Source organism: Clostridium cibarium (genome assembly GCF_014836335.1).
Lineage (GTDB): Bacteria > Bacillota > Clostridia > Clostridiales > Clostridiaceae > Clostridium > Clostridium cibarium.
In genome coordinates, this window is sequence record NZ_JACSRA010000001.1 from 199,803 (window position 1) to 215,951 (window position 16,149).

The window sequence follows — 16,149 nt, forward strand, 5'->3', positions numbered from 1 at the left end:
GCATCCCCCAAAGATTATTTGCTCTTTTTTATTATTCTCTCTATGCATTCTAGGAAATAATCAATTTCATTTTCTTCATTATAAATTCCAAAGCTTATCCTTACCATTCCTGGCATTCTTTCGTTATCATCATGAATAAATGCACTTGCAGACTTTTCACTTATATGCATAAGCCTTCTACAATATGGATGAGCACAAAACCAGCCTTGTCTTACCGAAATCCCATAATATTTTGCTAAGGTTTCTGCAACATCTTCATGATATATTGATTTAATATTAAACACTCCAATCCCTAACCTATCTTCTCTATTTTCAATATCTCCATAATTAATTACTTCAGGTATTGACTTTAATCCATCAAACATCCTATCCCTCAATTTTATTTCATTTTTACGAATGTTTTCAAAGCCTATTTTATTTAATTCACTTAGAGCCGTAGATATTGCAATAGCTCCAAAAAAGTTAGGTGTCCCAGCTTCATCTTTTTCAGGTGTATCCAAATATTCAACATTGTTATCCATTACAAATTTTACAGTGCCACCACCTTCATTATCTGGTAAACTTTTATTAAAGTCTTCTCTTAAACCTATAATTACTCCACATCCTAATGGAGCATATACTTTATGTCCTGAAAAAATTAAAAAATCTATCCTCTCTTCATCACTTTTCCCCATAATATCTACTTTTGCATGTGGGATTAGTTGAGCACCATCTACAACTATCTTCGCTCCATATTTATGAGCTATTCTAGCTATACCATGAATATCATTTATATATCCAGTTACATTCGAAGCACCTGTTACAGTAATATATCTAACTTTTCCTTTATGGGAAATTAACTTATTCTCAATATCATCAAATTTTAATCTTCCTTGTTCATCTACTTCTATATAGTCCACGTTCCATCTTCTTCTCCATGGTAAATCATTTGAATGATGTTCCATCCTTGTTAACAGTACAATATCATCTTTCTTTTTGCAAAACGTTCTAGATAATCTATTAATTCCATCCGTTGTATTGTTAACATATATTACAGTATATTTATCTTTATCCTTTATATTGAAAAAATCCATAATATAATTTTTTGATTCATAATATAACCTTGTCGTTATCTCAGCTTTATGTCCAACCCCTCTCCCTATAGAACCATAATAATCACTCAACCCTATAACGGATTCAACAACACTTTTTAAAAGTGGAGCTGTAGCTGCATTATCGAAATTAATAGCTCTTATCTTTTTTCCTTCAACAACATTCACCTTGGAATTTGTTCCTAAAAATAAATCATTTAAATCTATTTTTTTATCCATATCAATCTCCTCCACTTATATAGTATTCATGTAGTCTATTAAGGTTCTAGTAATCATCATTCTCACATATTATTTAATGTAACAACTATATGCTTAGTTCATATATTTATAATAAAGTATTTTTTGGAGGAATATCATGAAACCAGATGAGAAATATATGCCAAGTAAAGTTAGACAAGATGATGATACCTATAATGCTATTGATAATATCATTGACTTCGACAATAATCATGAAAATAATGAGAATGATGATATTAACCTAGTTCCATTTAAAACACAACTACCATATAATGTTCTACCTACTGGCTGGATACCAGTTTTTATTTTTGATAATGTTGGAGGGCCTAATAATATTCCAACTAATTTATCTACTACTATGCCTAGTACTCCTATGGGATTTCAAAGCCCTTTCGGATTACAATTTATTACACCGAATACTCCTAGCATAAGTGGAAGTAACTTTGGCACTCCACCTTTTAATTACACAACTTCTCCTATGGGAGCACCTACTCCTTCGGAACAATTTACCAATCCATATTATCCACTTTCCAATTTGAATACTCCAAATACCATTAAAGCTACGACTGATAATATAGGAGGAATGCCTAATAAACCTTTTACTATGGGCGGCACTACCGGTGGCATGACTGGCGGCACCAGCACCATGGGTAGTAGCTGGATGCCTAGTTGGATGCATCATGGCAACACTGGTACTACCGGTGGTATGACTAGCGGTACTGGTACTATGGGTGGCACCATTGGTGGTATGATTGGCGGTACTGGCACTATGGGTAGTACCACTGGTGGTATGACTGGTGGTACTGGCACTATGGGTAGCACCACTGGTGGTATGACTGGCGGTACTGGCACTATGGGTAGCACCACTGGTAGTATGACTGGCGGTACTGGCACTATGGGTAGCACCACTGGTGGTATGACTGGCGGTACTGGCACTATGGGTAGTACTGCTAAAACAAATCAACCTCCTATTCCATCTTTTAATAACTTTAATGGAAATTCATCTGCTCCAACAAACCTAAGTTTTGAAAATGAACCTATAAATGCAGGTTCAAATTCCATAGTACCCCCAAGTGAAGATCTTACTGATGGGCTTATTCCTTATAATATCCAACCAACTAGTTATTCTTCTCCAAGAATAGATAATGATATAACAGAAATTCTCAGAAACTTTGATCTCGATTTAGATGAAGATTTAGATTTGAGTAGGGTTAATTCAGATAAAAGAATAGATAATATATTTTTAAATATATCAAAAAAACATCCAGAAGTTATTTCTTTGCTAAAAGCTTATAATATTCCATTTCCTATAATTAAGCTTGTTATAAGAAGAATAATAAAACTTTCACTAATTCATGGTAAAAGAACAGATGAATAACTTTTTTTATATTTGATTATATCTTTCATAACATAAAATGTTATTACATCTAACTTAAAAGTAGTCCTTAACTAAGTTTTTATCTTAATTTAGGACTACTTTTTATATTATTCAATCATAGAAAGAATTTTATCAAATAAAATAGGTTTTATTACCTCTATATCTTCTGGCTCTTCTAAAATTATAGAACTATAACAAACACTTCCTACCAATTCAAATATCATAAATAAAGTTAGTTCAGCTTCTAAACTAGTCATCCCTTTTTTTATTAAGTTTTCAATAAAGAAACTAACAATTTCCTCAACTTCTGTATTTTCTTCTGACTTCCTTAATGCTCTCTTAAATAACCCTGAAGATAAGTTTTTATTAATAAGTTTTAAAATCAACTTATTATCTTTTAAATAGTTAATTACATAGTCAATAAAAAATAATGTTCTGTCCTGAAATGCTTCGATTCCCTGTTCTGCGGTTTTATCCATAGCTTCTCTTATAACTTGACTACTCTTCTTAAGTATCAATTTATTAACTATATCATATTTATCCTTAAAGTATAGATAAAAGGTCCCTTTTGCTACCCCTGCCTTTTTTACTATTTCATCTATTGCTGTATTATTAGCTCCTTTTGTTGTAAATAGCTCATAAGCAGCTGTATATAGTTCCTCTTCCTTCTTTTTTTTATTCTCTATTATCTTGCTAATAATTTTTTTTTCTTTAGGCATTTCTTCCTCCTATATGACTAATGGTCATTTATAATTATACCTCAACTTATCATTTAGTCAATGACACAAAATATATCTTATTCTTATAAATTGCTATGAAATCAGTTAAATAGTATAATTATCTAAGATACTTGGGTAATCTTTTTATTATTATCTATAGTTTACCCAAAATTTAGCCGGAGGAAAAGTAAATGATTGTTTTAAGTTGTAAAAATATTAGTAAAAGTTATGGTATAGATGAAATTCTTAAAGATGTAACCATATCCATCAATGAAAATGATAAAGTAGGTATTATTGGAGCTAATGGAGAAGGTAAATCTACTCTTTTCAAAATAATTTCTAAACAAATTAGTTATGATAACGGAGAAATCTTTATAGATAAAAATAAAACAATAGGATATCTTGCTCAACACCTTGATCTTGAAACCGAAAATACAATATATAACGAAATGTTAACAGTATTCTCTGATCTCACAGGTATCGAAAATAAGCTTATAACTCTAGAAAGTAAAATGAATGAACCTTATGATGAAGATAATGCAGATTATCATAATAAATTAATTAAAGATTATACTACAGCTCAAGAACTTTATACAAATAGAGGTGGCTACACTTATAAAGGTGAAATAAGTCGAGTGCTTAAAGGGTTAGGTTTTCTCGAAGAAGATTTTGAAAAAAAAATCATCAATTTAAGTGGTGGGCAAAAAACCAGAGTTGCATTATGTAAATTACTGCTTTTATCTCCAGATATACTACTTTTAGACGAGCCTACCAATCACCTAGATCTTGAAGCCATAGAGTGGCTTGAAGAGTATTTAAAATCCTATAAAGGTTCTGTACTAGTCATATCTCATGATAGATTTTTTCTTGACTCAGTAACTAATAGAACCTTTCAAGTTATAAATGGTCATGTTAATACATATAATGCACCTTATACAAAATATCTTGAACTAAGGAAAAAAGATTATGAAAGCCAATTAAAAGCTTACAACTTACAACAAGCTGAAATTAAAAGGCAAGAAGCTATAATTGAAAAATTCAGATCTTTCAATAGAGAAAAAAGTATTAGAGCCGCTGAAAGCAGAGAAAAAGCACTAGAAAAGATTGAAAAAGTAGATACTCCTGATAAAGAAAAAGCTGCGTCAAAAATTAACTTTGAAACATCTGTAAAAAGCGGATTTGATGTTTTGCACCTAGAAAACCTTAGCAAAAGTTTTGAAAATAAACACTTATTTTCTAATGTTTCTTTGGATCTAAAAAGAGGAGAAAAAATAGCATTAATAGGAGAAAACGGAAGAGGTAAAACTACATTATTCAATATTATAATGAATAAAATAAAACCTGATACTGGTACAAAATCTTTAGGAGTAAATGTAAATGTAGGTTACTATGATCAGGAACAATCTAACCTATCTCAAACCAAAACTATAATTGATGAGGTATGGGATGACTTTCCTGAATTAACTACTTCAAAATTGCGTGGAGTCTTAGGATCATTTTTGTTTACCGGAGATGATGTTTTTAAAACTATTGATAAACTAAGTGGTGGAGAGAAATGTAGAATTAATTTGTTAAAATTAATGCTTTCTAAAGCAAACCTTCTACTCCTCGATGAACCTACTAACCACCTCGATATTATGTCTAGAGAAGCTTTAGAAGATGCTATATTAAGTTATGATGGTACATTAATTGTTATATCTCATGATAGGTATTTCTTAAATAAAGTTATAAGTAGAATTATTGAATTAAAAGAAGGTGGCTTATCTGAATATCTAGGTAACTATAATTACTATGTTGAAAAAAAGAAAAATCCTCATAGGTTTGATACCTTGGAAGCGATAGCAGGTGGAAAAACAAAAACCCAAATAAAAGAAGATAAAAAGAAAAAACGTGAAGCTGAAAAAGAAGAAAAGGCTAAAAAATTGAAAATCAAAAAATTAGAAGAAGATATAAGCTCTGCTGAATCTGAACTTGTTAAACTTCAAGAATCTTTATGTTTAGAAGAAGTTTACTCAAACCCAACAGAAAGTGAAAGAGTTAATAAATCTATCAAACAAACAGAAGTTCTAATCGAAGAACTTTATGAATCTTGGGAAGAACTTGGAGATGAAAACTAATCTTTAAGTATAGATAAAGAAACAAAATCTATTATTAGACAAATGAGACCAAAATAAACACACAAAAAATTCTGTGTGTTTATTTAGTCTCATCTATTCATACAATTCTTTTCTAATTCAAGAAGTTTTTCCTTTATATTCAGCCCTCCAGCATATCCAACTAAACTCCCATTAGCTCCTATTACCCTATGGCAAGGAATTATTATCATAATTGGGTTTTTATTATTAGCCATTCCAACAGCTCTTGCTGCTTTTTCATTTCCAATTACTTTTGCAATTTCTCCATAACTCCTTGTTTCTCCACAAGGAATTTCTATTAGAGCCTCCCATACCTTTTTTTGAAATTCAGTTCCTCCTGGTTCTAAAGGTAAATCAAAAGAACTCCGTTTTCCTTCAAAATATTCATTAAGCTCTTTTACAGCTTTTTTTAGCAATATTGTTTCTGTTTTCTCACCTATATCATCTTGCAAATCTTTATTCACTAGATACACTTTTGTAATTGCTTCACCGTTTTCTTCGATTCCTATCTTTCCTATTTTCGTATCACAATAAAATATATTTCTCATTTTTCCCCCTAGTATAATCTTTAAAAATTTTAATATAATTCTCTCACACTTTTTGCATATAAGCTACATTGAATAAATAAAGAACAAAGAAAACTGAAATAAAAATCAATCTGCCCCTAAATGTCCATATATTATCCACAAATTTATTATATAATTCTTTCTCCTCTTGAATATTATTTACCTTTATCACCTTTTCATAGATTTTATCATAAATTTTATCTTCATTAATCTCTTCTTCTACTAGATATTCACTAATATAGTTATATAATTCATCAGATCTAACTACAGGAACATCAGAATTTTCTTCACCTATAAGAAAGGCTCTATCATTTACTATTACTATTAAATCTATAATAAATTCCTCATCCAATATCTTTGCGAGATAATTTCTATTTTTCCTAACCTCTGTTATAGGGGATATGACTTCGTTAATTCCATTCCTACTATGCTTATACCATCTATTATTTTTCTTAATCTCAAGGTCACCTTTATAATTGCATTTTACTATGTTAAAAACACCTCTATTAGTCACCACTATATTTTCTATTTTAAAATCACTTTTCCTATCTTTTAAAATTACTCCTTCCATAATGTTTGCTTTTTCCTTAAGTTTTTCAACTTCTTTAGTGATCTTATAATTCTCTTCTATAAGACCACTTACTATATTCCCCTTAGCTTTATTGTAGTTTACTATTGGAATCGATAAATATATAGCTAAAGTTGAAAAGAATATTTCCCTAGAAGCTCCATCAAAGCCTACCTTTAAAAGCACAATAGATAGAGAATAAATAAAATATACAGTTATAAATGCATACAAAAAAGAAACTCCTCTTTTTACAATACTAATCATCCTAACCTCCAATAAATATTTTCTATTAAAGATTATCTCCACTCCATAAGCTTTTAAACAAGTACTTTCCATAACTTGTTCTAAAAATAATATAGATGAATACATTATTAGGGTAGTTACTATGCTAGGAGGTATTATTTTGAAAAAGATAAGATTATTATGTATTTTTTTATTAATATTCATTTTGCAAGGTTGTGCTTTTGATGATCCCAAATACATACATCTAAAAGAAAAAAGTGACATTGCCATATACACAAAAGAAATTTATACCAAACTTCTTAAAGATGAACATTTCTCCATTGAATTTTTTGACACTAATTTATATAAAGATATTTCCGTCCCCGAGGATGAAAATCAAATCATAGAAAATTTTATAGGTTCTTTATCAGATGAAAATTATAAAGATGAAGAGCTCCCTAAAGAAAAGGAGCCCTACCAATTAAGAATAAAATTTCAGGATAGTAAATATATTATTAAAGTTTACAATGAAAATTTAGTTGCTATATACCCTTGGGATGGAAATTACAAAGAAGATATTCTCTCTATGAAAGATATACCTAAACATTATAATCTTTATGACTTCTGCAAACATGTAGAAAATCGCGCCAAGGCTTTGAAATAACAACTTTATCATTACTTAAGTTCTTCTAGCATTTTAAATATTCTTTTGTTAAGTAAAGGATGTACTTTATTTGGTGCAATCTCACTTAATGGTTTTAATACAAATTCCCTTTCCTCCATCCTTGGATGGGGGATTGTTATGTAGTCGTCCTCTAAAACCAAATCATCATAAAAAATTACATCTAAATCTATTATTCTTGGTCCCCATTTAACTTCACGCACTCTATGCATTTTCTCTTCAATTTCTAAAAGTTTATCTAAAAGGTACTTCGGAGATAAAGTTGTTCTTATCATTAAAGCTCCATTTAGGAACTCATCCTGATCAACATTTCCCCATGGCTCTGTTACTATAAATGAGGATACCTTTTCAACCATTACTTCTTTAGTTTCTTTTAACATCTTGATTGCTATATTTAAGTTATCTTCTTTATTTCCAATATTACTTCCAACAGAAAGATAGGCTTCATGCCATCCTCTTTCTATTTCAACAGCTGCATAGTCTACATGTCTTCCTATTGGCGCCCATGGTTTTTTTAACTTTACCTTAACACTCTTTATAATAGGATAGGTAGTCAAAGTAAATTCTGCTATCTTTTCAGCTGCAGATTCAATAAGATCATAGCTCTTTTCAGTAAATACCCTTTCAATGCCTAAACAAAGCTCTCCATAATGAACTGACTTTTTCAAATTTTCAGTTTTTCCCGCTTCCTCCAAAGGCAAACTTAATTCTATATCCAAAATGAATTTCTGTCCTAAATTTTTTTCTTCACTAAATACGCCATGATTGGCAAATATCTCAAAGTTCTTTATATAAATCTTATCCATAAATATCACTACCTAGCATTTAATATCTTATCCGTCATAAGACAAACTCTTTTATTTTCAAGAACATCATGAACTCTTATAAATTCGCATCCCTTAATTATTCCTATAACTGTAGTTGCTAAAGTACCTTCAACTCTATCATTTACAGGCAAATCAAGAGTTAATCCTATCATAGATTTTCTTGAAGTTCCTAAAAGTACTGGGAATCCTAAATTTCTAATCATTTCAAGATTGTTCATTACTATTAAATTTTCTTCGTAAGTCTTTGCAAATCCTATGCCTGGATCTAAAATAATATTTTCTCTTTTAACACCTGCCTCAAGCGCTATATTAACACTATCCACTAAATCCATCATTACATCAGTCATTAAATTTTTATAAGGAATACTTTCTCTATTATGCATAAGAATACATGGAACATCATACTTTGCTGCAACCTTCGCCATATCCTTATCCATTTTAAATCCCCAAATATCGTTTATTATATCAGCACCTGCCTTTATGGCTTCTTCTGCAGTTCTTGCCTTATAAGTATCTACCGAAACAGCTATATTAAACTTTTCTTTTATTGCTTTAATTATAGGTACAACTCTATGTATCTCTTCTTCCACACTTACAACTTCAAAATTAGGCCTTGTAGACTCTCCACCTATATCTATTATATCTGCTCCATTTTTTATTAATTCTTCTGTTCTTCTTAAGGCTAAATCAATTTCATTATATTTTCCTCCATCAGAAAAAGAATCAGGAGTTACATTTAAAATTCCCATAACATAAGTTCTTTCTCCCATAACAAAATCTTTATTACCTATTTTCATTTTTCCTACCCCCGTTTTATTTCTAATAACTTATATAAAAGTTTTTCTTATTATCGCTCCAATAACACTCATCTATGGCTTTACAATTAAAACAATTTCTCGATACTTTATCACTGGCATATATAATTTTAGATAATTCATCTTTGCTATCATCTTTTCGATGTGCTTCAATAGCCCTTAGTATGCTATCTTTATCTTCTTGTGAAAAACTAGTATCATCCAATATTTCTTCTGCAATTATAACGCTACCTTCATGATGTGGCACACATTCTTCATATTCTAGAACCCTTCCTATATCATGAAGTAAAGCTACCCCATATATAACTTCCTTGGAATAGTTTAACTTACTCTCAAGAACTTTTATATATGCTATTCTAGCCACATCAAGAAAATGTTCCATTGTATGCCTACAGAACTTCCTATCTTCTTCAAGTAATTCTAATCTCTTTAAATAAGACCTATATCTTAAATCATTTAATATTTCATTGACTTTATCCAAGGTAGTTCTCCTTTTTCTTAGATACTTTTATATAAAAATACATTTATCATACTTATCTTTAATCGCACTTATAAATGTTTCTTTATTATATATGAATCTATCTATTTTATTTACCTTCATTATTCCCATTAGGCTATTGGTTATAAAAACTTCATCTGCCTCTTTTAGATCATCAAATAAAATATCTTTTTCATAAACTTTATAATTCTCAATAACCCATTTTCTTATTATACCACTTAATAGCCCATTCTCCACCTTTGGAGTAATAATTTTGCCACTTTTTATCAAAAATATATTACTGCAACTAGTTTCCGTTAAATAGCCCCTTTCATTCAAAAATAAAGCATCATCAAACCCATCCTTTTTCGCCTTTTCTTTTTCTAATATATTTTCTATATAACATATAGATTTTATATATGTTAACCTAGATGAGCTATTTTTTCTAACTGTTGATAAACCTAGAGTCATACCTCTTTTATAATCTTGACTTTTATACAAAATATCTCTCTTACTTATAACTATGTTCAAAGGAGTTACCATAACCTTTAATGCTTTATTTTGAATTTTTAACTTTTTTAGAAAATCCATAAGCATATCTTCTTCTAACTCATTTAGCCCAATTACCTCCATTGAAGCCCTTAGCCTCTCTATATGTTCTTTTAGGAATACAGGTTTATCAAGCCACAAAATAGTTTCAAAAACACCCTTTCCAAAAACACTTCCTTCATCAAGTAAGATATTCTCTTCTTCATAAATTATCTTTCTCATTTTAAAGTACCTTCATTAAGGCTTTTGCTTTGTCACAAGTTTCACACCATTCATCTTCTTCTATTGAATCCCATGTTATGCCTCCACCTACTCCAAAGTATGCCTTATCACCTTTCTTGATTATTGTTCGTATAATTATGTTAAAATCACAATTTCCTCTTAAATCAAAGTAACCAATTGCCCCAGTATACAAATTTCTTTTTAATTCTTCAAGCTCTTCTATAATTTCCATAGCCCGAATTTTAGGAGCCCCTGTTATAGAGCCACCTGGAAAACATTCTTTTAAACATTCAATCGATGATATCCCATTCTTAAGTATCCCTTCCACCGTTGATACTAAATGAAATACTGTAGAATATTTTTCTATCTTAAATAATTCAGTAACTTTAACTGTATTAGGCTTACATGTCTTACTTAAATCATTACGTTCTAAATCCACTATCATAAGAAGTTCTGATTTATCCTTCTCTGAATTAATTAATTCTTCTCTATAATAATTATCCTCTTCTTCATTTCTTCCACGAGGTCTTGTCCCTTTAATTGGTCTTGTAGTAACTTTTCTATCTTTTATGGATAAAAATCTTTCTGGTGAAGAACTTACTACCTGAAAATCCTCAAAATTCATAAATGCAGAAAATGGAGCTTTATTTATACTCCTAAGCTTTTCATACATTTCAAAAGCTGGTTCACTAGTCTCACACCATATTCTTCTTGTCATATTAGCTATATATACATCTCCGCTCCTTATATATTCTTTAAGCCTAGTGATACGCTTTTTATACTCTTCTTTTGTAAAATTAGAATAGAATCTAGTATTCTTTTCTTTAAAACCAATCTCTTCTTGCTCTTTATAACACTTGAGTTTTTCTTCAACAGCTCTTATGCTTTTATCCCCACTTAATGCTGATATATATGTTTTTTTCTCAATCAAATCAAAAATAATTATATTTTCGTATAACAAGAATTTGCTATCTGGCACATAAAAATCTTCTATAGCTATACTAGGTAAATCTTCTAAATCTCTTCCTATATCATAGGAAAAATAACCTATTACTCCCCCTATAAAAGGTAGATTAGATTTTTCTTTAATCTTTCTATCTCCCAATAGCTTTTCAAGATTTTTAAAAGGATCTTCTCCCTTTAACTTTTCTCCATCTAAATAAGAACTTTTCCCTATAGATTCAAATTTCCATAATGGATTAATTCCTATAAAGGAAAATAATGAAAAAGGGCTCCCTTCCTTAGAGCTGTCAAGAAACACACTATCCTTTTCATCTTTAAAAATTCTATATACATCAAGTGGATTATAATAGTTTTCTAGTTCCTTTATCCTCATTATTAAACCTCTTACATTCCATAATAAAATTTTTTAATATTTTATGCCCATCTTCCGTAAGTTCTGCTTCTGGATGAAATTGAACTCCATATATAGGATAAAATTTATGAGTTAGCCCCATGATAACACCATCTTTAGTTCTGGCTGTTACTAAAAGTTCCTCTGGTAAGTTTTTATCCAAAACTACTAAGGAATGGTATCTAGTAACCTTTAATGGATTTTTAATGCCTGTAAATATCCCTCTTCCATTATGCTCCACATAGCTTAATTTACCATGAACTGGCTCCTTTCCTTTTATAATTTCTCCACCAAAATAATGACCTATACACTGATGCCCTAAACATATACCAAGTATAGGGATTTTTCCTTTAAATCTATCTATAATATCTAAACATAATCCAGCTTCCTTTGGATTCTTTGGCCCTGGTGAAAGAACTATTCCTGAATAATTTTGCTCTTCTATAAAATCTAATACAATTTTGTCATTTCTGTAAACTACTATTTCCTGTTTTAACTCATTAAAATACCTAACAAGATTATAAACAAAGGAATCATAGTTATCTATCATAAGTAACATTTTTCCCTCCATGCATATATGTTGTGAGATGTAATAAACTATAGTAAAATACTAATAATACGTAAATTATAACACAGTTTTATCTTTATAAAATTAATAATAGGGAAGGAGTAGATTTTTTTGATTTCTGTTGATTTTCACACTCATACCACCTTTTCTGATGGAATTTTAACCCCAACTCAAATGGCCAATAGAGCTTATGCTAATGGAGTTAATTTTTTAGCTATAACTGATCATGATACAGTGGGAGGTATTGAAGAAGCAACTTTTGTAGCAGATAAATTAGGCTTAACCATAATCCCTGGAATAGAATTATCAACAACTCATAATAATGAAAGTATTCATCTTTTAGGCTTTTTTAAAGATGCCAATTACAAAGACCCTGAATTTATTGAGATTTTAAGTAATATGCAAAACCATAGGCTTATACGAGCTAAAAAAATGGTCGAGAAACTTAAAGAAATATTTAATATAGAAATAAACTTTGAAAATGTACTACATAGAGGAAAAGATGTTGTAGCAAGACCTCATATTGCGCAAGAAATAATAAGTGCTGGTTATCCTTATGATAATGAATATATCTTTAACAACTTTATAGGTAAAGATTGTCCTGCCTTTGTCCCTACAACAAAAATGTCTACAAAAGAAGGTGTAAAACTATTAAAAAAATTTAATGCTATGGTTTTCTTAGCTCATCCTGTATTAATTAAGAATTCTCCTTTAGATGATTTCTTAAATATAGGTCTTGATGGAATAGAGGGCATATATTTTCAAAACACCTTTGAAGATGAAAAAATACTTTTAACTTTAGCAAGAGAAAATAATCTTCTTGTAAGTGCAGGTTCTGACTGTCATGGAGACATAGAAAATGATTTGCGACATGGCGATATTGGCTGCATGAAAATGCCTGATGACTTACTTAAGAAGTTCTTGTCTCTTTATAATGATGATTAATCTAAAAATAGGCTGTCAAATTTAATTTGGACAGCCTAACTTTATCTTTAATTTTTAGTGTTACTTTGTACTTGTTTATCATCATCTGAATACCACTTACACTCTGTAGTTGGATTGTTTAGTATTCCAAGCATTACTAATATTCCAAGAACTAGATTGGTGATATTTGAATAGTTATCTGGCAATATATCTACTCCTGCAACTTTTAATAATACAGGAATTAAAGCTGCTATAGAAACCCATAATCCATGATTCTTAAAACGAGACTTATCTACCACATAACCGCCTCCTTCTTCATATTATATGATATGAAAAGAAATTGGGTACTGTTCTTTTTATTAGATATTGAACTAATTTAATGCATTAAATTTTGCTTTCTCTCCTTCACTCTGAAGCACTTTATCATCTGAAGTTCCTCCAACAATCACATTAAATTCCCCTGTTTCTTGAACCCAAGCTTTATTATTTTCACTATAAAACGAAAGATCTCTTTTGTTTATACTAAATTCAGCTGTCTGTGTTTCACCTGGATTTAATACTCTTGTCTTTACAAAGCCTTTTAATTCCTTCTCTGGCCTATCTACAGATGCTTGTACATCTTTTATGTAAAGTTGAGCTACTTCTTTACCAGCTACATTTCCTGTATTAGTTATATCAACAGATACAATAAACCTTGAATTATCATCATTTAAATAGAACTTATCTGAACTTAATTTTATATTGCTATACTTAAATGTTGTATATGAAAGTCCATATCCAAACCTATATAATGGAGCTACATTTTTAGTATCGTAATAGCGGTATCCAACATAAATACCTTCCTTATAGTTAACTGGCGTGTTGGTGTTTTTAGGAAAATAACTAGAATCCGGCACATCATAATAATTAACAGGCCATGTAACAGTAAGCTTTCCTGAAGGATTCACTGCACCTTTTATTATATCACCTATTGCATTTGCTCCTTCACTTCCTGGAAGCCCTACCCAAAGGATAGAATCTGCATATTGTTCCCAACTTGAAACTTCCACAGGTGCACCAGTATTTAACACTACAACTACCTTTTTGTGAAGTTTATGATATTCATCCCCCAGAGTCTTTATAAGACTAATTTGATCTTTTGATAAACTCATAGAACCATAATCCGAACCTTCATGCCCAGGTAATCCTATTGAAATAACAGAACTATCTGTAGTAGCAGCTAAATTTGCAGCACCTTCCGTAGATATTCCCTCTACTATATTTTTATTATTAAATTTACTGATTACACTAAATCCTGCATTTTTCAATCCTTGAGTAAGAGAAACAACTCCTTTTGGATCTGCATTTACAGTTGCACTTCCATTTCCTTCATAAATAATTCCTCTATTATCAAAGGCATTTTTTCCTGCCACAGAAATTATTTTGTTATTTCTAATAGGTAAAGTATTATTTTGATTTTTAAGAAGCACTATTCCTTCTGCTGCCAATTCTCTTGATAATGACTGGTTTCTAGTAGCTATTTCTGTACTAAGTGTTGTTTTATTTTTAAACTTCTCTTTATCACCGTATTCCCCTTTAAATGTAGGTGTCTTAATAATAAGTTTCAAAATATTTGTAATTGCTCTATCAAGATCACTTTCTTTTATTGCATTCCATGATGTAACAGCAGGTTTTATCTGCATTAACCATGCTGGCAATAGAATTCCACTCATATTATAAAATCCACCTGGCTGATTCATGTCTAATCCTGCCTTGAAAGCTTCTGCTCTATTATATGCCCCCCAATCTGACATAATCATACCATCAAACCCAAATTCTCCTCTTAATACATCTTCCATAAGATATTTATTTTCTGTCATTCTTGTACCATTGACCTTATTATATGAAGCCATAGCTGACCAAGGATTTGCTTCCTTTGTAGCTTTTTCATATTGTGGAAGATAAATTTCTCTTAAAGCTCTATCTGATATTATTTCATCTCCATCTATCCTGTTATTCTCTTGATTGTTACAAGCAAAATGTTTAATGCATGCTCCTATCCCTTGTGATTGAATCCCTTTAACTGCTTCAGTGCCTAATACACCTGTTACATATGGATCCTCTGAATAATACTCAAAAGTTCTTCCGCCTAAAGGATCTCTAATTATATTCATAGCAGGTGCCAATAAAACATCTGCACCATAACTTCTACATTCTTCCGCCATAGCTTTTCCAACTTTATTTATTAATTCTGGTGACCATGTTGAAGCATTTAATAAAGGGTTTGGAAAGCAAGTAGCATATTTAGTAGGTGCATAGTTAGGTGTAATTACTAATCCTCCCATTCTAACTCCCTGAGGTCCGTCTGTAAGTTCTACACTTGGTATTCCTAGTCTTGGAATAGCAAAAGTAGCACCAGCCCCACCATATGGAGTCATTAACCCTATTCCACAAACCATCTGACACTTTTCATCAAGAGTCATCTCAGAAATAACTTTTGGAATTGATGCTTCATCTGTTAACATTGCTAATTCTGATTTAGTATCTGCAGCAAATCCTACAGTTTCAATCATAGCTAAGGTACTTATGGTTGTTAAAATACTGACTAATATCTTTGTCCTTTTTCTCATAAATCTATCCTCCATAAATTACATATTAAGATATACAACCTATACTTGTAAAACTCTCTATAACATCAAATAAGAATTTACCGTTGCATTACCTCTTCTTCCATATATAATAATAATTTACACTATAATGTATATAATTACAATTATTTCTATAGAAATAATTGATAAATTACATTCTCTCTAATAAAGCAATTAATTGCATAAT

General features: G+C 30.4%; 16 protein-coding genes. 4 read left to right on the plus strand and 12 right to left on the minus strand.

Going from position 1 to position 16,149, the window contains the following annotated elements; translation table 11 throughout:
- Positions 1–14 precede the first annotated feature (14 nt).
- A complete protein-coding gene (locus tag H9661_RS00960) occupies positions 15–1,316 on the minus strand; it encodes an aminotransferase class V-fold PLP-dependent enzyme (RefSeq protein WP_191767507.1) in 1,302 nt (433 codons plus the stop codon).
- Between the two features lie 130 nt (positions 1,317–1,446).
- On the opposite strand from H9661_RS00960, the gene H9661_RS00965 reads away from it, so the two are divergent.
- A complete protein-coding gene (locus H9661_RS00965; protein ID WP_191767476.1) occupies positions 1,447–2,706 on the plus strand; it encodes a hypothetical protein in 1,260 nt (419 codons plus the stop codon).
- 107 nt (positions 2,707–2,813) lie between these two features.
- Here the strand turns inward: H9661_RS00965 and H9661_RS00970 are convergent, their stop codons facing one another.
- Positions 2,814–3,425, minus strand: coding sequence for a TetR/AcrR family transcriptional regulator (locus H9661_RS00970; RefSeq protein WP_143316355.1), 612 nt, complete (start codon positions 3,423–3,425; stop codon positions 2,814–2,816).
- Between the two features lie 191 nt (positions 3,426–3,616).
- On the opposite strand from H9661_RS00970, the gene abc-f reads away from it, so the two are divergent.
- Positions 3,617–5,542 (plus strand): ribosomal protection-like ABC-F family protein, encoded by a 1,926-nt coding sequence (gene abc-f, locus H9661_RS00975; protein WP_191767477.1) that lies wholly within the window; start codon positions 3,617–3,619, stop codon positions 5,540–5,542.
- Positions 5,543–5,631: 89 nt separating this feature from the next.
- Here abc-f and H9661_RS00980 read toward each other — a convergent pair whose 3' ends face one another.
- Positions 5,632–6,108 carry a methylated-DNA--[protein]-cysteine S-methyltransferase gene (locus H9661_RS00980; RefSeq protein WP_191767478.1) on the minus strand — a complete coding sequence of 159 codons (477 nt, stop codon included), beginning with the start codon at positions 6,106–6,108 and terminating at the stop codon, positions 5,632–5,634.
- Positions 6,109–6,151: 43 nt separating this feature from the next.
- Positions 6,152–6,958, minus strand: a complete 807-nt coding sequence (locus H9661_RS00985; RefSeq protein WP_191767479.1) for a nuclease-related domain-containing protein — start codon at positions 6,956–6,958, stop codon at positions 6,152–6,154.
- A gap of 139 nt (positions 6,959–7,097) precedes the next feature.
- Between H9661_RS00985 and H9661_RS00990 the strand changes: the two genes are divergently transcribed.
- Complete coding sequence (locus H9661_RS00990) at positions 7,098–7,580, plus strand: DUF4883 family protein (protein WP_143316351.1); 483 nt, start codon at positions 7,098–7,100, stop codon at positions 7,578–7,580.
- A gap of 11 nt (positions 7,581–7,591) precedes the next feature.
- Here the strand turns inward: H9661_RS00990 and folK are convergent, their stop codons facing one another.
- The 6 genes from folK to H9661_RS01020 are packed head-to-tail and all read right to left on the minus strand — an operon-like array spanning position 7,592 to position 12,402.
- The gene (folK, locus tag H9661_RS00995; RefSeq protein WP_143316350.1) at positions 7,592–8,404 is read right to left on the minus strand and encodes a 2-amino-4-hydroxy-6-hydroxymethyldihydropteridine diphosphokinase; all 813 of its coding nucleotides are present in this window, start codon (positions 8,402–8,404) and stop codon (positions 7,592–7,594) included.
- Positions 8,405–8,412: 8 nt separating this feature from the next.
- Positions 8,413–9,222, minus strand: a complete 810-nt coding sequence (gene folP, locus H9661_RS01000; protein ID WP_143316349.1) for a dihydropteroate synthase — start codon at positions 9,220–9,222, stop codon at positions 8,413–8,415.
- 22 nt (positions 9,223–9,244) lie between these two features.
- Positions 9,245–9,721 carry an HD domain-containing protein gene (locus tag H9661_RS01005; protein ID WP_143316348.1) on the minus strand — a complete coding sequence of 159 codons (477 nt, stop codon included), beginning with the start codon at positions 9,719–9,721 and terminating at the stop codon, positions 9,245–9,247.
- Between the two features lie 27 nt (positions 9,722–9,748).
- Positions 9,749–10,489: an aminotransferase class IV gene (locus tag H9661_RS01010; protein ID WP_143316347.1), complete on the minus strand. Its 741-nt coding sequence runs from the start codon at positions 10,487–10,489 to the stop codon at positions 9,749–9,751.
- Between the two features lies 1 nt (position 10,490).
- Positions 10,491–11,825, minus strand: coding sequence for an aminodeoxychorismate synthase component I (pabB, locus tag H9661_RS01015; protein WP_191767480.1), 1,335 nt, complete (start codon positions 11,823–11,825; stop codon positions 10,491–10,493).
- Positions 11,794–12,402, minus strand: a complete 609-nt coding sequence (locus H9661_RS01020) for an anthranilate synthase component II (RefSeq protein WP_143316345.1) — start codon at positions 12,400–12,402, stop codon at positions 11,794–11,796. The genes pabB and H9661_RS01020 overlap by 32 nt, the downstream gene beginning before the upstream one ends.
- A gap of 120 nt (positions 12,403–12,522) precedes the next feature.
- Between H9661_RS01020 and H9661_RS01025 the strand changes: the two genes are divergently transcribed.
- Positions 12,523–13,356 carry a PHP domain-containing protein gene (locus H9661_RS01025; RefSeq protein WP_191767481.1) on the plus strand — a complete coding sequence of 278 codons (834 nt, stop codon included), beginning with the start codon at positions 12,523–12,525 and terminating at the stop codon, positions 13,354–13,356.
- A gap of 47 nt (positions 13,357–13,403) precedes the next feature.
- On the opposite strand, the gene H9661_RS01030 is transcribed toward H9661_RS01025, so the two are convergent.
- Both H9661_RS01030 and H9661_RS01035 read right to left on the minus strand, forming a co-directional pair.
- Entirely contained in the window at positions 13,404–13,634 is a 231-nt protein-coding gene (locus tag H9661_RS01030; RefSeq protein WP_143316343.1) for a phage holin, read from the minus strand.
- A 72-nt stretch (positions 13,635–13,706) separates the two neighbouring features.
- Positions 13,707–15,944, minus strand: a complete 2,238-nt coding sequence (locus H9661_RS01035) for a beta-glucosidase family protein (protein WP_185966775.1) — start codon at positions 15,942–15,944, stop codon at positions 13,707–13,709.
- Positions 15,945–16,149: the final 205 nt, after the last annotated feature.